17 protein-coding genes and 1 riboswitch are annotated in these 17,091 nt (G+C 58.0%); of the genes, 15 read left to right on the forward strand and 2 right to left on the reverse strand.

All coding sequences use genetic code 11. From position 1 onward, the window contains the following. Positions 1–4 precede the first annotated feature (4 nt). From Q5H33_RS01235 to Q5H33_RS01260, 6 genes are all read left to right on the forward strand, one after another. A complete protein-coding gene (locus Q5H33_RS01235; protein ID WP_302422614.1) occupies positions 5–1,150 on the forward strand; it encodes an NAD(P) transhydrogenase subunit alpha in 1,146 nt (381 codons plus the stop codon). A gap of 4 nt (positions 1,151–1,154) precedes the next feature. Further along, complete coding sequence (locus Q5H33_RS01240) at positions 1,155–1,460, forward strand: NAD(P) transhydrogenase subunit alpha (RefSeq protein WP_003809446.1); 306 nt, start codon at positions 1,155–1,157, stop codon at positions 1,458–1,460. 18 nt (positions 1,461–1,478) lie between these two features. Continuing rightward, positions 1,479–2,906 (forward strand): NAD(P)(+) transhydrogenase (Re/Si-specific) subunit beta, encoded by a 1,428-nt coding sequence (locus Q5H33_RS01245; protein ID WP_171024944.1) that lies wholly within the window; start codon positions 1,479–1,481, stop codon positions 2,904–2,906. A gap of 206 nt (positions 2,907–3,112) precedes the next feature. Then, the gene (locus Q5H33_RS01250) at positions 3,113–4,480 is read left to right on the forward strand and encodes a hypothetical protein (protein WP_003809428.1); all 1,368 of its coding nucleotides are present in this window, start codon (positions 3,113–3,115) and stop codon (positions 4,478–4,480) included. A gap of 118 nt (positions 4,481–4,598) precedes the next feature. Continuing rightward, the gene (locus Q5H33_RS01255) at positions 4,599–5,948 is read left to right on the forward strand and encodes an MATE family efflux transporter (protein WP_003809424.1); all 1,350 of its coding nucleotides are present in this window, start codon (positions 4,599–4,601) and stop codon (positions 5,946–5,948) included. Beyond that, positions 5,945–6,805: a MerR family transcriptional regulator gene (locus Q5H33_RS01260; RefSeq protein ID WP_011743135.1), complete on the forward strand. Its 861-nt coding sequence runs from the start codon at positions 5,945–5,947 to the stop codon at positions 6,803–6,805. Before Q5H33_RS01255 ends, Q5H33_RS01260 begins: the two co-directional genes overlap by 4 nt. A 23-nt stretch (positions 6,806–6,828) precedes the next feature. On the opposite strand, the gene Q5H33_RS01265 is transcribed toward Q5H33_RS01260, so the two are convergent. After that, a complete protein-coding gene (locus tag Q5H33_RS01265) occupies positions 6,829–7,227 on the reverse strand; it encodes an aldo/keto reductase (RefSeq protein ID WP_003809420.1) in 399 nt (132 codons plus the stop codon). A gap of 365 nt (positions 7,228–7,592) precedes the next feature. Between Q5H33_RS01265 and Q5H33_RS01270 the strand changes: the two genes are divergently transcribed. The 9 genes from Q5H33_RS01270 to Q5H33_RS01310 all read left to right on the forward strand — a co-directional run bounded on the left by Q5H33_RS01270 (position 7,593) and on the right by Q5H33_RS01310 (position 14,764). Continuing rightward, on the forward strand, positions 7,593–8,000 hold the full coding sequence (locus Q5H33_RS01270) for a cupin domain-containing protein (RefSeq protein WP_003809418.1): 408 nt from the start codon (positions 7,593–7,595) through the stop codon (positions 7,998–8,000). Positions 8,001–8,175: 175 nt separating this feature from the next. Continuing rightward, a complete protein-coding gene (locus Q5H33_RS01275) occupies positions 8,176–8,652 on the forward strand; it encodes a MarR family winged helix-turn-helix transcriptional regulator (protein WP_003809417.1) in 477 nt (158 codons plus the stop codon). Continuing rightward, complete coding sequence (locus Q5H33_RS01280) at positions 8,649–10,025, forward strand: MFS transporter (RefSeq protein ID WP_021913748.1); 1,377 nt, start codon at positions 8,649–8,651, stop codon at positions 10,023–10,025. Before Q5H33_RS01275 ends, Q5H33_RS01280 begins: the two co-directional genes overlap by 4 nt. 59 nt (positions 10,026–10,084) lie before the next feature. Beyond that, positions 10,085–10,162: riboswitch (Fluoride riboswitch) on the forward strand. A 94-nt stretch (positions 10,163–10,256) separates the two neighbouring features. Further along, complete coding sequence (locus Q5H33_RS01285) at positions 10,257–10,712, forward strand: CrcB family protein (RefSeq protein ID WP_003809413.1); 456 nt, start codon at positions 10,257–10,259, stop codon at positions 10,710–10,712. Continuing rightward, positions 10,712–11,086 carry a CrcB family protein gene (locus tag Q5H33_RS01290; RefSeq protein WP_003809412.1) on the forward strand — a complete coding sequence of 125 codons (375 nt, stop codon included), beginning with the start codon at positions 10,712–10,714 and terminating at the stop codon, positions 11,084–11,086. Before Q5H33_RS01285 ends, Q5H33_RS01290 begins: the two co-directional genes overlap by 1 nt. A 180-nt stretch (positions 11,087–11,266) precedes the next feature. Beyond that, complete coding sequence (locus tag Q5H33_RS01295; RefSeq protein ID WP_003809410.1) at positions 11,267–11,884, forward strand: MptD family putative ECF transporter S component; 618 nt, start codon at positions 11,267–11,269, stop codon at positions 11,882–11,884. Beyond that, entirely contained in the window at positions 11,812–12,570 is a 759-nt protein-coding gene (locus Q5H33_RS01300) for an energy-coupling factor transporter transmembrane protein EcfT (protein ID WP_302422622.1), read from the forward strand. Before Q5H33_RS01295 ends, Q5H33_RS01300 begins: the two co-directional genes overlap by 73 nt. Then, a complete protein-coding gene (locus tag Q5H33_RS01305) occupies positions 12,516–14,111 on the forward strand; it encodes an ABC transporter ATP-binding protein (protein ID WP_302422623.1) in 1,596 nt (531 codons plus the stop codon). The genes Q5H33_RS01300 and Q5H33_RS01305 overlap by 55 nt, the downstream gene beginning before the upstream one ends. Next, the gene (locus tag Q5H33_RS01310; RefSeq protein ID WP_270479470.1) at positions 14,108–14,764 is read left to right on the forward strand and encodes a hypothetical protein; all 657 of its coding nucleotides are present in this window, start codon (positions 14,108–14,110) and stop codon (positions 14,762–14,764) included. Before Q5H33_RS01305 ends, Q5H33_RS01310 begins: the two co-directional genes overlap by 4 nt. Before the next feature lie 27 nt (positions 14,765–14,791). On the opposite strand, the gene Q5H33_RS01315 is transcribed toward Q5H33_RS01310, so the two are convergent. Further along, positions 14,792–16,990, reverse strand: a complete 2,199-nt coding sequence (locus Q5H33_RS01315; RefSeq protein ID WP_227561546.1) for an excinuclease ABC subunit A — start codon at positions 16,988–16,990, stop codon at positions 14,792–14,794. Positions 16,991–17,091 lie beyond the last annotated feature (101 nt).

A 17,091-nucleotide genomic window follows, 5' to 3' on the forward strand; every position in this document is an offset into this window, starting at 1 on the left:
ACCTATGGCTGAAAAAGCTGAAGCCACCGTGGTCTTCGGAGTTCTCAACGAGACTTCCGAACACGAGTCCCGTGTTGCTCTGACACCGGATATCGTAACGAGGTTGCGTAAATCAGGTGTTACATGTCTGATTGAGTCCGGTGCGGGCGTCGCATCGCACTACGTTGATGAAGATTATACGAAGGCGGGCGCGCAGGTCGTCTCCGCCGACGATGTGATCGCACGCGCCGACGCGCTGGGTTTTGTGGATCGTCCAAGCAATGAGCTGCTCGCCCGCGTCAAGCAGGGCACATGGATCATTGGCATGTTGGGATCGTTCACCGATGCCGATTACGTCGCCGTGATCGAGAAGGCCGGTCTGGTCGGCGTCGCCATGGAAAAGCTGCCGCGTCAGCTGAGCTCCGCGCAGTCCATGGACGAAATGACGTCGCAGAACTCCGTGATGGGCTACAAGGCCGCCATCGTGGCAGCCAACGCGTACGGTTCCTTCCTGCCGATGATGACCACCGCCGCTGGCACCATCCGCCCGGCCAAGGTGCTTATTCTGGGCGCCGGTATCGCCGGCCTGCAGGCCATCGGCACCGCCAAGCGTCTCGGCGCCGTCGTCACCGCGTACGACGTGCGTCCGGCATCCAAGGGCGAAGTCGAATCCTTGGGCGCCAAGTTCCTCGACCTTGGTCTTGACTTCTCCAAGGGCCAGGGCGAAGGCGGCTACGCACGCGCGCTGAGCGCCGAAGAGCAGGCCCAGCAACAGGCCGCGGTCGATCAGAAGGCCGCCGGCTTCGACATCGTCATCACCACCGCCAAAGTGCCGGGACGCAAGCCTCCGGTCCTTCTGACCAAGGCCGGTGTGGCCGGTCTGCATCGTGGCGCCGTCATCGTCGATTGCGCGGCAAGCGACCTTGGCGGCAACGTCGAAGGCTCCTCCGTCGGCACCCAGGTCACCGACAACGGCGTGACCATCATCGGCGCCCCGTATCTGGCCAGCGGCGTGTCCACCACCGCATCCAACCTGCTGAGCCGCAACGTGGCCGACGTGCTGGCGCATTTCGTGCGTGACGGCAAGCTCGCCATCGACCTGAACGAAGAGCTCGACAACGCCATGGTCGTGGCCGGCCGCGGCGAGGAAGCCAAGAAGGAAGAGGAGTAAAGCAATGGATATCGTCGTTGCGATCACACTGTTCGTCCTCGCGCTGCTCATCGGCGTCGAGGTCATCGGCAAGGTGCCCGCCACCCTGCACACCCCGCTGATGTCGGGCGCCAACTCCATCCACGGCATCGTCATCGCGGGCGTCGTCATCGTCGCCGCGCACGCCACCAGTCCGCTCGCCTGGGTGTTCATCTTCCTGGCCGCCGTGCTGGGCACGATGAACGTCGTCGGCGGCTACGTCGTCACCGACCGCATGCTGGAGATGTTCAAGTCCGACAAGGGCAAGAAGAAGGAAGAGGAGGCCAAGTAAATGGGTACCCTGGCCGAAATGCTGAGCACGCCGCTCGGCGTCATCGAATGGTTCGTCTATCTGCTGGCCGCAGTGATGTTCGTCATCGGCCTGCACCTGATGAACTCCCCGAAGACCGCCCGCAAGGGCAACATGGTCTCCGCCATCGGCATGGTGTTCGCCGTGGCCATGGCCTTCATCGTGCTGTTCGCAGGTGAGGCCTCCAACGGTTTCAAGCATGGCGTCGCAGTCATCGTGCTGATTGTCGGCATCGTCATCGGCGCCGTGGCGGGCGTGGTCTCCGCCAAGAAGGTCAAGATGACCGACATGCCGCAGCTGGTCTCCGTGTTCAACACCGTGGGCGGTGGCGCCGCCGCGCTCGTGGCATTGAACGACATCCTGACCTCCGCCGAAACCCCATCCATCGTGGTGCTCATCACCGCGGGTCTGGGCATCATGATCGGCTCCGTCACCTTCTCCGGCTCGCTGATCGCAGCCGGCAAGCTGCAGGGCATCAAGTGGGTCAAGAAGCTGAGCCTGCCGGGCAAGGGTTTCTGGAACATCCTGTTCGTCGTGCTCACCATCGTGTCCTTCGTGATGTTGTGCGTGCAGCCGAACCAGCGTCTGCTCTGGTCGATCCTGACCACCGTGTTCGCCCTGTGCTACGGCCTCGTGTTCGTCATCCCGATCGGCGGCGCTGATATGCCGGTCGTCATCTCCGTGTTGAACGCCTGCACCGGCACCGCAGTGGCCATGTCCGGTCTGGCCATCAACAACATCGCCCTGATCGTGGCCGGCGCGCTCGTCGGTGCGGCGGGCGTGACCCTGTCCATCGCCATGTCCAAGGCTATGAACCGTCCGCTGCTGTCCGTCTTGGCTGGTGGCTTCGGCGGCTCCAATTCTGCGGCGGGCGCCGGAGAGGGGCTGGAGGGCACCATGAAGGAAACCTCCGCCGACGATCTGGCCGTCCAGCTCGTCTACGCAGAGAAGGTCATCTTCGTGCCGGGCTTCGGTCTGGCCCAGGCCCAGGCCCAGCGTGAGCTCGCTGACCTTGGCACCCTGCTCAAGGACCATGGTGTCGAAGTCTCCTACGCCATCCATCCGGTGGCAGGCCGTATGCCTGGCCATATGAACGTGCTACTCGCCGAGGCCAACGTCCCGTATGAGGAGCTCGTCGACCTGGATGACATCAATCCGCAGTTCCCGCAGGCCAACGTGGCTCTGGTGGTCGGCGCCAACGACGTGACCAATCCGGCCGCCCGCAAGCCGGGCACCCCGGTTTCCGGCATGCCGATTCTCGACGTCGACAAGGCGCAGAACGTGGTGGTCATGAAGCGTGGCCGTGGCACCGGTTATGCCGGCATCCAGAACGAGCTGTACTTCGAAGACAACACGCAGATGCTGTTTGGTGACGCCAAGGCGAGTCTGCAAGCCGTCATCGCAGCGGTCAAGGAACTCATCAACTGACGGACCGGCTCGTCGCCTACGCGAAGATCAGGCCCTTCCTCTTTTTGGAGGAAGGGCCTTTTGTTATTGCGCAAGTTGTCCACAGACAGGTATGGGGGTGTGGATAGGTGGAAATTGTCCACTTATTCACTTTTTTCAAAGGATTGTGACGGAGAGGTGGACGGATATGCGACAGTAGGTGCATCTCTACGACGAAGGAGTTGCATATGACAGTTGCCGTGGCCACGCCATTCAATATGGACGAACAGGCTTTCCTGCAAACGATGGATCGGCTGATCGAGCGCTTCGACCGGTACAGCTCGGGGCGTTGTTTCGCGGACCTTGATCGGATACGTCTCGAACACGATATGGAAGGTCCGCTTTCCCTGTTCGATGACGTGGTGCACGAGCTTGCGGATGACTTGTTCGGCGGCACGTCATGGCCGGTGAACCTCGACATGGATATGATCATATTGGATCGGTTCCAAATAGGCTATGATGCCGAATTCCTGACCGGATGCCGCAATGTGGTTCGTAAATACGGCATGAGCGCATGGCTGTATGAAATGATTAATGATGCTTCCGTCGCGGTGGCGACGCATCGGCCGAGCAACAGGATGCCGTTCCAGCTTGGTCTGTTCGATACACGTGAGGTGTTCCGAAGGAAAAAGACCAAGGGGAAGAAGAGCGGAGGCGGAAGGAGGAAACGGCTCGAATGCATGATGGAATACCTGCGACAGACCTACCGTCTGGCCGCATACACTCTGTTGCGATGGGGAGGGGGCGAGCCTAGGGCCGCTGATGCGGCGCTGATGGTTCTCGCTTATGGGGGATTGGGTATGTGTATGCTCCGCGATGATCCGAAAGTGGTCGAATTGGGATGTGATCCCGATTTCCGATACAGGCATGTATGCGCCCAGTTGCAGGATATGCGGATCAAGGCGGATCTGGAATATGCCTGTTCTGTGGATCTGAGCGTCACCAGCTCATTGGAATATCCGGCTTGCCTCGATGCCAGATATCTGTATGACGCCGAACACATTGTGGAGGCATATCGGAATCTGTGGGATGAGAACACTAAGCCCGTCGCCCAACTACTGGCCGAGATCGAGGACAATGGCGTATATGAAGTGGAGGATATATGGAAAGACCCGCTCTATCTGCATGACCTTGCCATCTCCCTTATGGGGCCGTCGGCTTCGGGTCTTCTCCAGGAAGGCTTCAGACTGCGTGATCGAACCATGTTCGAGAATGGTGTCAAAGAACTTGACAGCCAGGCACGCAATGTGAGGAAGGCTGGTCTGCTGCTTACCCTTGCCGGATATATCTTTTTCGCCGAACCGGAGGATCGCATGGATGCGATGCTCGCTTCGCACAAGGATCGCAAACGCATGTTGGACAACTATGAAAAGCTTGGCGAAATGGCCGCGACCATCGCCTTGTACCGTCTTCCTCGGGATCGCGAATCGCTTCGGGCAGTGCGGGCCCTGCTCATGCATGAGACGGGCGTGTACGCGGACAAGATGGGAGAGCTCATGGGTCTCGCCGACGAGCCGGACGGGGAAGACGAAGCCACCGCTCCGGTCATGGGGTGAAAGACGGTTTTCCGCATATTGGACATGACAATGCTTTGGGATTGACTCTACAACCATTGTAAGGTTTAGCCTTCCTGCTGGAAGACATAGGCCGAAACGGGAGGATAAGAGACAACCCATGGGAAAGAACCTGACAACGGGAAGCGTGTTCAGAACGATCGTCACCTTCGCGTTGCCGTATCTGCTGTCGTATTTCCTGCAGACGCTGTACGGCATGGCCGATCTGTTCATCGCCGGACAGTTCATCGGCATCGACGGCATCACCGCGGTGGCGAACGGCAGCCAGGTGCTGTACATGCTCACCGTGGTCATCGTGGGTCTTGCCATGGGCGCGACCGTCACCATCGGCCGTGCGGTCGGCGCGAACAGGCTCGACCGTGCGGCCAAGGCCATCGGCAACGTCATCACGCTGTTCGCAGGAATCGCGTTGGCGCTGACGGTCGTTCTGCTGTTGAACGTGCACAACATCATCTCGCTGATCGGCGTGCCAGTCGAAGCCGTCGAGGGAACCGCGCAGTATCTGACCATCTGCTATATCGGCATCCCGTTCATCGTCGCGTACAACATTATCAGCTCGGTGTTCCGTGGGATGGGCGATTCGAAAAGCCCCATGTATTTCATTGCGGTTGCATGCTTCTGCAACATCGTGTTCGACTACCTGTTTATGGGCTGGCTGCGTCTTGGTCCCTCGGGCGCGGCATTGGGCACCACACTGGCGCAGGCCATCAGTGTGACCGTGACATTGGTGGCGATTCGCCGCCGGCGTACGGGCATCAGACTGAAGTTCGGCGATCTTCGCCCCGATAGGGCCATGCTCCGCGGCATTCTCGGCATCGGAGTGCCGACGGCGGTTCAGGACGGCTGCATCCAGATCGCCTTCATCATCATCACGGTCATCGCCAACTACCGTGGCCTGAACGATGCGGCAGCTGTCGGCGTCGTCGAAAAGGTGATCAGCGCGTTGTTCCTGGTACCGTCGTCCATGCTGGCCACGGTATCCGCCGTCTCGGCGCAGAACATCGGTGCCGGCAGGATGGAGCGAGCGACGAAGACACTGCGATACGCCACCGCGATCACCGTCGTCTACGGCATCGTCATATCGATTGTGGTGGAACTGACGGCGGGCTCCATCGTCGGCCTGTTCACCACCGATGCGACGGTAATCCTGCTGGGAACACAGTACATCCGCAGCTACATCGTCGACAGCATCTTCGCGGGCATCCACTTCTGCTTCAGCGGCTTCTTCGCCGCATGCGGGCGCTCCTATATCGGATTCATCCACAATATCGTGGCCATCACCCTGGTCCGTGTGCCCGGGGCGTATCTGGCATCCAAGCTGTTCCCGAACACCTTGTTCCCCATGGGCGTCGCCGCGCCCGCCGGATCGCTGCTTTCCGTGCTGATCTGTCTTGGCTTCTACGCGTGGCTCAAGCGTCACGGCGTAATTTCGGAGAAGGCGCGTGCATGACGGCGAGTGAGCGAAGTGGAGGGCGCGACGCTTTGCCGGGTGACGGCAGACTGTTCCGTATAGGCAAGGTTGCAGATATGTTCAATGTGTCGCTGGGCACGCTTCGGCATTATGAGCGTTGCGGCTTGCTGGAACCCGAATATATCGACCCGCGCACCGGGTACCGGTATTACGGTGCCAAGCAGTTCGAGGTGCTGAACACAATCCGGTACCTGCGTGTGCTGGATATGCCGTTGACGCAGATAGCCGAGTTCCTGCACAATCGCGACGTGCATGTCATCGAGGACAAGCTTGTTGCACAGAAAGCCCTGATCGAGCGCAAACAGCATGAGCTGGAAATGGTCCAGCGGAAGATCGACCATCGCTTGGAGCGGCTGCGGGACGCTGAGCAGTCCGAATTCGACGTGATACGTGTTGTGCGGCAACCCGCCTGCAGGATCGTCTGGATCAGGGATTCACCGAAGGTCGACTCGTATCTCGGCCTGGAATATTCGATCCGCAAGCTGGAGCAGCATCAGAAGGATTCGCTGGTCTTCCTCGGCAAGGTCGGCGTCGGCATTGACAAGGAATCGTTGGAACAGGGCGGATATGCCGATTACGGGTTGGTGTTCCTATTGCTTGACGACGAGGACGAATATGAGGGCGACACCGTGGCATTGCCGGAGACCGATTGCGTGCGCATCCGGTTCCGGGGGAGTCATGGCGATGCCCCCGACCGGTATCGCGAGCTGATATGGTACACCGCAGAGCAGGGTCTCGACATCACCGGGTTCTCACGTGAGATCGCGTTGATCGATGAAGGGTTGACATCGGATCCCGCCCAGTTCGTGACCGAGATCTGCATCCCGGTGCGCTAGCCACTTTCCGGCGACGTGTGGCGCTACTTGGCTTTCTCCTTCAGAGTCGGCGCAAGGGTGCCGGCCAGCGCGCGCTCGCCCGGCCTGGCCAATGGGCCGACCAGTTCATGCGCCGTGTACGGCTCCTCAAGATAGGCGATGTCGGATTCGCTGAGTTTTACTCCAAGTGCTTCGATGACATCATCCACGCGCTCCGTCTTCGAGCAGCCGACGATCGGTGCCGTGACGTCCTTGGCCCAATGCCAGGCGAGGGCGATCCGCGCCATCGGCACGCCGAGCCGTTCCGCGAGCCCGTGCACGCGTTCGATGATCGGCATATCCTGCGCACGTGCCTGATCGTACTTGTTGCGCATGGTGCCGTCGGTGGTGCCGCGTTTGGAATCGGAATCCCAGGACGGATGGGTCAGATGGCCGGACGCCATGGGGAGTATGGGGTGAGCGCCATGTTGTACTGACGGCTGTTCGGTGGCGTCGGCATCGATGGTCCACTGATGGAATTACGGGGAGGTCTTGCCGAAACTCATACCGCCAAGGCAGACCTTGGAAACTTGGATGCCGGACCATCCCAGTGGGGCGTAGCTCATGTCAGTCATACTGAAGCTCTTCTGCCGTTGATGTTCGGAAGGTCAGCATATCCCGTTTCGATTGGCAGAACCAATACCTCGCATGAATGGTTTGATATGCAATCGACGCATGGAACGATATACCATACTCACATTGGACATTCTTTTTCGCCGGGCGTTGAATAGGGAACGGTACAGAGCATAAATGAAAGGACGGGTCGACAATGGAAAATCCGAGCGCATTCCCGATGGGAGAACCGAACGACGGCTTCGCGCAGTACTTCGTGGGACAGAGCTACCTTGCTCCGGTGCTCGAGACTCCGCAGATTGCCATCCATAACGTGACCTTCGAGCCGGGTTGCCGCAACAACTGGCACATCCATCACAACGCGGCGCAGGTACTCATCGCGGTCGGCGGTTGCGGCTACTACCAGATCGAGGGACAGGAGCCAAAGGAGCTCAAGGCCGGGCAGGCCGTCTGCATCCCCGCGGATACGAAGCACTGGCATGGCGCCGCCCCCGGCGAATCATGCTCGCATCTAGCCTTCATGGTCCCTGCGGGCGATCCGGCATCCATGAGCAACGAATGGCTCGAGCCGGTGGATGCCGAAGCCTACGGCAAACTTGCCTGAGGTCTGTTGTTCTTATATGGAGGGCCATCCTGCAAAAGTGGGATGGCCCTTTTTGTTGTTCAGGGCGATAACGGTTTGAAGCCTTGCGGCGAGTGGCGTCATGCGAGGAAATCCGCAAGCAGATTGCACAAGTAGCTTGTGTAAGTGCTATGGTGGCCAGCTGGAGGCAATCGAAATGGATACGAAAGACGAATATTCGACATCGGATGTCGCCATGGAATTGGCGATTGCGGTCAGCAGGCTGCAAGCTCGGATGAAGCATGAGGCCGGCATCGCGGAACGGGGCATCACCGCTTCGCAGCTTGCCATGTTGAAGCGGCTGGATACCGAGGGAGAACTGTCGGTATCGACTTTGGCCGCGTACGAACACGTATCGCAACAGGCCATCACCCAGCGTCTTGAACTACTGAGGTCCACAGGGTATGTCACACAGCATGCCGATTCGAAAGATCGTCGTCGTCGACTGGTCGGCTTGACCGATGAAGGACATGCGTTCCTCGCCCACGTAACCGCTAGCCAAACAACTTGGCTGGCGCATGCCATCGAATATGCATTGGATGACGGCGAGCGCGGGGACCTCGCCGCTGCGACCACATTGATCGAACGCATCGCCGCCACGGAATCGCTGCCGACGGGAGGCGACACGCGATGAAGACGGCTGATAAGACAAGAGAAACTCCCGCGTTTCCCAAGACCTTCATCATGGCGATGATATTTGGGGTCGGTCTCAACCCTGTCAACAGCACGCTTATCTCGACGGCGCTCGCACCGATTTCACATGATTTGCGGATTGATGCCGGAAGGGCGACCCTGCTGATATCTGCGCTGTACCTGACATGTGCCATCGCGCAGCCGACGGCGGGCAAGCTTTCTGAGATCATTGGTCCTCGCTCGGTGTTCATGGCCGGTGCGGCATTGGTCATGATTGGAGGACTACTGGGTGGTTTCGCCCCGAATCTCGGCGTGCTGCTGACGTCGCGTGTGCTTATTGGTGCGGGCACATCCTGTGGCTATCCTGCTGCCATGCTGCTGGTTCGCAGACGGGCTGATCGCATGGGATTGGCGGAACCGCCTTCGTTGGTCCTTTCCATTCTCGCTATGGTGGGACTGGTGCTCATCGCTGTCGGTCCACCGTTGGGCGGCCTGTTGGTCACCTTTTTGGGATGGCGCTCCACCTTCTTCGTCAACGTGTTGGTCGGCATCATCACGATTGTGCTGGGATTGGCAAGCATCGAGCCCGATGCGAAGCATGAACATCGCATGACCGTATCCTTCTTCATCGCGCATCTCGATGTCATGGGTCTGTTGCTATTCTCCATCACAATCAGCGCGCTGCTGATTGTTCTTATGAGTTTGCCTACTTTCGACAAGGTGTCCGGTTGCGTCACTGTCATCGCTTTGTTGGCTTTTGTCGCGTGGGAGTTGCATGCGGCAACGCCTTTCGTCGATGTGCGTTCACTCGCGGCGGATAATGCGATGACGTTGAATTTTCTGCGTGCGATGCTCACCATGCTTGGCGCTTATGTGGTCATGTACGCCTTGCCCCAGTGGTTGGAGGATGCCTGCCATATGAACGCCGGTGTTTCCGGCATGTTCATCATTCCGATGGGGGTGGTGGCGACAGTGGCTTCGTTATCCATCGCGAAGAAGCCGATAGTGCGCCTGCCGTTGATGGTGTGCTGTTCGGCGATGGTGGCGGTGGGCATGTTGTTGGCTTGCACGTCATCCGCTGGCATGGTCGTATTGCCGTTGACCGCCTCCGCTGTCGCGGGACTGGTGTTGGGACTCAGCATGTCGACCAGTCAGACCGTGCTATATCGCCGAGCGGCATCCGAGCATATTGGCACGTCGTCTGGTCTGCTGCGCACGTCCATCTATATCGGGTCTATCGGTGCGTCCTCATTGAGTGGCGTGTTCTTCGGTGAGACGGTCACTGATGGAGGGCTCCACGGCATTGGCATCACAGTTGCGGTTTTGGGGGTCGCCGCGCTATTGGCGACGGTTATGGATCGTACGTTGCGGTAGTCCGGGGAAGTTGTCCGCATCGTGAATGATGGTACGGACGGCCTCGCGTGCCGGATATACTGGACTGCGGTGATGGGACTCGCCTGAAGCCGTTACAGGCTTCGAACCGCAAACCCGCTGATGGTTCCTACGACATAGGGTGTGCTGTACCTTATGGCTTTCAGCGGTTGTGGCATCGCCATTCTTCCATGTCTGTCATATTGGTTCGGCACCTCGCTGGAAAGAAGATACATGGCACGACAACATATCATTCGAGTCGATCTCATATGCGTGGTGTTCCTTGGGGGATGCATCGGAACCGCATTACGCTACGCTTGTTCGGTCATTCCCGACTGCGGCGCATTCCATATCGGCACATTCGCGGCGAATATGGCCGCCTGCTTCGTATACGCGGCGCTTTCGGCATGGCTGGGAGGAACCCGCAGAACCGTGGGACGCGCGAAGGAATATGTGAACCGTGGATGTGGCATGGGCATGTGTGGAGGATTGTCCACCATGTCCACTCTCGCCCTCGAGGAATTCACTATGCTGCATGACGGCAAAGCCATGGATTGTGCGGCGTATTGTTGCACGACCTTCATCGTGGGCTGTCTGCTGGCATACGTTGGCGCGCATGTCGGGCTGCGGTTTGCCGGTACTGAGCATAACGATGGTGATCGCCATGCCATGGGCAAGGAGGCGGACTGATGAATAATGCGGTCATCGCCGTATCGGTGTGCCTGTGTGGTGGTCTCGGCGCCGCCGCAAGGTATGTTTGTGATTCCGTTATCAAAGCTTCTTGGCATAAGGCATTTCCTTTGTCGACCTTTGTGATCAACAGTATTGCCGGATTCCTGGCAGGCGTGATTGCAGGTCTGTACTCACGCCGGTTTCTGTCGGATCCCGCGCATGTGATGTTGGCGACCGGCTTCCTTGGTGGATTCTCCACATTCTCCACCATGATGAACGAATCCGTGACGTTGTTGCGCGGTGGGCGGATCACCGTGTTCGTGGGATATGTGCTGACGTCGGTGGTGGTTCCTGTGATGGCCGCGGCATTGGGATATTGCCTTGTCGTCTGAGACTGGAGCGAGGACGTTGACTCGGGGCGTCGTTTCATTGTCTCTGGGTATGGATGGTTTATGGATTACCGCGACGCGGATTGGATAGTTTTCCATGAAAACGAGGAAAAACTATTGTCTTTTCCGTGTTTCCTCGATACATTGGTGGCTGGCCGCCCATGACAATCGAAAGGACTGACCATGACGCAGCAGGGCATGTCGACCAAGTCGAGGCATCTGACCATTCCCGATCTCATCACGATAGGTGTGTTCACTGCCTTGTATTTCGTGCTGGTCGCCGTGGCCACGCTGTTCAGTTCCGTGGCTTTGATGGGATTCGGCATGATTCTTCTGCCTGCGGTCGCCGCATTGATCTGTGGTTGCGTATATATGCTCCTGGTTGCCAAGGTCGGAAAATTCGGCGCGATTAGCGTGATGGGCATCGTCGTCGGATTGTTCTTGTTCGTATCCGGACATTTCATCCTTTCCCTTGCTGCGAGCATCGTGTTTCCGGTCATCGCTGATGCCATCGCTCGCGCCGGGGACTATCGGAGCAAGACAGGTATCCTGGCGAGTTATGTCGTGTTCTGCTATGGGCTGACCGGTCCGATTCTGCCGTTGTGGTTCATGAAGGATGCCTATGTGGCCAGTCTGCAGGCCCGTGGCAAGGACTCGTCCTATATCGATGGTGTGTTCGCACATGTCAATACCGGCACGTTTTTCATTGCCATGATAGTGGTACTGGTATGTGCGTTGCTCGGAGGCTGGTTTGGGCAGCGTATGCTGAAGAAGCATTTTGCGAAGACCGGCATCATCTGATGGCCCTGGACCCAAGAACCAAACTGTACCTAGTGGCATTGGCCAACCTGTTGCTGTTCTTCCATGTCGACGTGGTTGTGGAGTCGCTTACAGTATTGCTGCTTCTTCTGCCACTGCTCGGCGCGGGACGATGGGCGGCTGCGGTACGCTTCGGTTGCATCTATGTATTGCTACTAGTGGGGACTTGGGCATCGACGCTTGACGATGGCGGCAGCTGGTTGCATATGTTTGGTTTGCTTTGTGTCGGCATCCGGATGATGATGCCTTGTCTGATTGCCGGCATATACGCATTCACCACGACTACGGCCAGTCAATTCGTGTGTGCCCTGCGGCGCATGCGCATTCCGGAGACGATTGTGATTCCATGTGTGGTGTGCATCCGGTTCTTCCCGACAATCCATGACGATTACCATCAGATTCGTGACGCGATGGCATTACGTGGCATCGCCCAGGGGACATTCGCCCTGCTCCGTCATCCGGCTCAGTCTTTGGAATACATCCTGATGCCGTTGTTGATGAACGCTACGGGGGTCGCCCAGGATTTGTCCGTAGCCGCACTGACCAAAGGAATCGGCATTTGCGGGCCTCATACATGTCATACCGAAATCCGCATGCATGGCATTGATTGGGCATGGATGGTCATCTGCACGGTTCCTCTGGCATTGGGCATTGGAGGAGCATGGTGAGTATCGGAAGTGATATCAATCGGATAGTCGCATGGACGCAACGGTGCTCATTCGCATATCATGCTGATGAAGCTGCTGAGGTCGATGCGCTGAATGACATCAGCTGTGCCATACCGCAAGGCGAGATTGCCATCTTATGTGGACAAAGCGGCTGTGGCAAAACCACGTACACACGTTTGCTCAATGGTCTGATACCTGGTTTCTATTCCGGCGATTTGCAGGGCATCCATATGACGTGCGGAATCCGCGCCGGATTGGCTCCTGTGGAAAGCTATGTGGGACAGGTGGGCAGCGTATTCCAGAATCCGAAGACGCAGTATTTCAATGCTGATTCCACCGATGAGCTGGCATTCCCCTGCGAGAATACGGGCATGTCTCCCGCGCGGATTCGGCAACGCGTGCATGATGTCGCGGAGCAGTTTCACATCAGGCATCTATTAGGTCGTAGGATCATGACGCTTTCAGGTGGCCAGAAGCAACAGCTTGCTGTCGCGGCATCGACCATGCTGGCTCCTGGACTCATCGTTATGGATGAGCCGACAAGTAATTTAGATATGGTGGCGATTCGCAGGCTGCATGACATGGTCTCCCGATTGAGAGCTGATGGAATGACCATCGTCATTGCCGAACACCGTCTTGCATGGTGCGCGGATTTAGCGGACCGTTTCATAGTGTTCGATCACGGTACGATTCTCGGTGAATATGAGGCGTCCGATTTTCTGGCGATGTCCGAACAGCGCGTCGCGGCATTAGGATTGCGCGCCCTCGATGACAGACCATACAGGCTTGCCGTGCATCGTAAACTCCAACATGGAGGCATTGCGCCCGACGAGGACAAGCGACAGGTCGTCATTGGTGTGCGCGGCCTGAGTGTAGGCCATACAAAGCGGGGACTTCTAGGCCGCAAGACACCCGTATTCGCACGTGATATTCCCGATTTCGACATTCACGAGGGTGAGATTCTTGGCCTTATGGGGTCGAACGGGGTTGGCAAAAGCACTTTGGCACGTACGCTATGCGGTCTTGCCGCTCCGTTGAACGGCATGGTGCTATTGAATGGGACGAAAGCGAGCCGCGGCGCTTTGACTCGTGCCGGATTTCTCGTCATGCAGGACGTCAATTACCAGCTCTTCTCCGATAGTGTTCGGGAAGAGGCATTACTGGGACTTGATGGGATGGATGACGCTGTGCGTGACCGATGCGATGCTGTGCTACGAGACCTCGACCTATTGGATTCCGTGCAGCGCCACCCGATGAGTTTATCCGGCGGTCAAAAGCAGAGGCTGGCTATAGCCTGCGCTTTGATGAGCGATAAGCGATTCATTGTTTTGGACGAACCGACCAGCGGACTGGACCGGTTGCATATGACCCAAGTCGGCGGACTTCTGCGAAAGCTCGCGGACCGTGGCAAAGCGGTGTTGGTCGTAACACATGATTATGAGCTTGCAGCGCTATGGTGCGACCGCATCATAGCGCTGGAAGACGAACTGCATAACGAACAGGGAGAAGAAGAGGATCGTCTGGCATGGACTTCAATGTGAACGATTGGCTGGGAGACTGGATTAGCTTCGAACATTTGATCAACAATCATGACCCGAACCTTGACCGGGCTTGGAAGGATTCGACGAAAGCCATGCGATCCAAGCCGCTGTTCGCGATCATGATGCTCGGCGATGCGCGACGCTTCTGGGCAAAAGCCTGCAAAACCTCGGGCAAGGAGTGGCGATTCCGCATTGGTGGATGGCATATCGAGCAGCCGTCCGCAGTTGGCGACGATGATGCTGTCGCAGGCTTTAACCTGACTTGGCTGGACGAAAAACGCACCCCCATCACAACACATGAATATCGGCTTGATCATGTGCACGACAAGGGGCTGGAAGGCAAACCCTGCTATGTGTTCCACGCTAGCGATGCCGGTGCCTCCGATCCCTTCGCCGTACTCATCGCGATGGAGCCCATGCCTGAACGCTCCGTGCTCAGACACGGGGGACTGCTCAGTCATCTGCATTTTCAATATGCCTCTGATGAAGGCGAACTCATCAAAGGTACTGGCAAACAAGCCACGCTCCGCCATCGCATGTGGTATCCCACCATGTGCGCCGCTGAAGGGACGTTACTTGATCAATGCAACATCGTACGTGCGCTGCATCATCTTCAAGCATGGCGGGAACTGCCTGTCCCATCATCAGACTGACTGCAGATGCCCGAAGATGGGACAATATCAGCATTGCGACGATTGTAGGTATCGTCCAGTGACGCTTTCCGGACATGCGGCGATCCGAGAAGGCGCTCCCTCGCATACTACGCGTCCGCCTGCTTCACCGCCGCCCGGTCCCATATCCACCACATAGTCCGCATTGGCAATCACGTCCAAATCATGTTCGATGACGACCACCGTCGCGCCATTCGCTACAAGTTCATCAAACACGTGCAGCAGCACGCGAACATCAAGCGGATGCAAGCCGATTGTCGGCTCATCGAACACGAATACCGCATCATGCTGTTTCCGCCCCATCTCGCTGGCCAATTTCAAACGCTGGGCCTCACCGCCCGACAGCGCGGGAGTTGGCTCGCCCAACGCAAGATAGCCCAAACCCAATTCATGCAACGTGGCAAGCTTCGTTTGGATCGGTTTGACATCTCGTAAGACAGGCATGGCATCGTCGACGGTCATTGTCATTAACTGCGGCATCGAATACGCCACTCCGTCGGTGCAGGGGAGCTTCAGCTCGGCGATTGCATCGGAATACCGCGAGCCATGGCATGCCGGGCATTCGATATCGACGTCAGGCAGGAACTGCACGTCGAGCGAAATCGATCCCGTGCCGTCGCACGTCGCGCAACGCAGCTTGCCAGTGTTATAGGAGAATGCCCCCGCTTTCAGACCGATGGTCCGCGCAGCATCTGTTTTTGCGAACGCGCGTCGAAGATCGTCATGGACGCCGCAATATGTAGCGACGGTGGAACGTATGTTCGCACCGATAGGCGTGGCATCGATAAGATGTGCCTTGGACACACCGTCCGCCTCGAGGAGCCGCACCTGCGTCGGCTGCGGCGACCTGTCGATCCGCGACTGCAAAGCGGGCATCAACATCTCCAGTACCATCGTCGTCTTGCCGGAACCGGATACCCCTGTTACGGCGGTCAGCCGTCCACGGGGAATATCTACCGATAACGGGCCGACGGTATGCAGACGGTCGGTTTCCATATGAATTCGTCCTGCGGAGAAGATTTCATGGGCGTCAATGTTGTCACGCACACGGTCATGAACGTTGCCACCCTGGGCAAGGAACGGCGCGATGCGCGATTCGCGGGTATCAATCACCTGCGGCACCGTTCCCTGCGCAATCACCTGACCGCCCTTTGCGCCGGCACCTGGCCCCATCTCGATGAGATAATCGGTTTCGGCCAGCACCCGAGTGTCATGATCGACCACTACCACGGAATTGCCATCAGCCACCAGGTCACGCATGACACCGAGCAGTCCGTCGACATTCGCGGGATGCAACCCAATCGACGGCTCATCCAGCACATATAACACGCCTGTGGTGCGATTGCGCACGGCGCGGGCAAGCTGCACGCGTTGGCGCTCGCCGGTGGACAGCGTGGCTCCGGCGCGGTCCAAGGACAGATACCCGAGACCGAGTTCCAATAAACGCCGTGACGTATTGAGGAACGATTCACAGATGGCGCTCGCCATGGTGCGCATATGTGGTTCCAGCGATTCCGGCACGGACCCTACCCAGGAAACGAGTGCGTCCAGAGACATCGCGGTTGCCTGAGCCAGATTGATGTCTCTGATACGTGGCTGGCGGGCGCGTTCGGAAAGTCTGGTCCCTCCGCAATCGCTGCAGGGACGCTCTTTGAGGAACCTCGCAACACGTTTAAGCCCTTTTTCGTCCTTGGCTTTGGTGAGGGCGTTCTCCACGGTGTATACGGCGTTGTAGTACGTGAAGTCGAGTTCGGCGAAATCGTCGCCTTTTTTCGGCTTGTATAGGATGTGCTTCTTGATGGCTGGGCCGGCGAACACGATATCTCGTTCTTGTTCGGTGAGTTGGTTGAACGGTACGTTGGTACGTACTCCCATGGCCCCGCATACTTGCTTCATCAAATCCCACATCAACGATCCCCACGGCAGCACGGCTCCCTCGTCAATGCTTTTCGACTCATCCGGTACCAAGGCGGAACGGTCGACTTCCCTCATGATTCCGGTGCCTGAGCATGTCGGACACGCGCCCGCGGCGTTGAATGCGAGATCCTCCGCTGATGGCGGATGCATGAGTCCGCCGCAGAACGTGCAATGCATCGGAAGCTCGGCGGCAACGTTCATCGTGGGTTGGTTGCGTGCTCCGCAGTGTTCGCACACGTGCGATCCGATCCGGGAGAACAGGAGGCGCAGACTGTTGAGCAGTTCGCTCATTGTGCCGAACGTGGAACGGACTCCAGGCACTGATGGACGCTGATGCAGTGCCAATGCCGCCGGAATATGACGCACCTCGTCGACGGTTGCGCGGCTTGCCT

This window comes from uncultured Bifidobacterium sp. (genome assembly GCF_959020145.1).
Classification (GTDB): Bacteria; Actinomycetota; Actinomycetes; order Actinomycetales; family Bifidobacteriaceae; genus Bifidobacterium.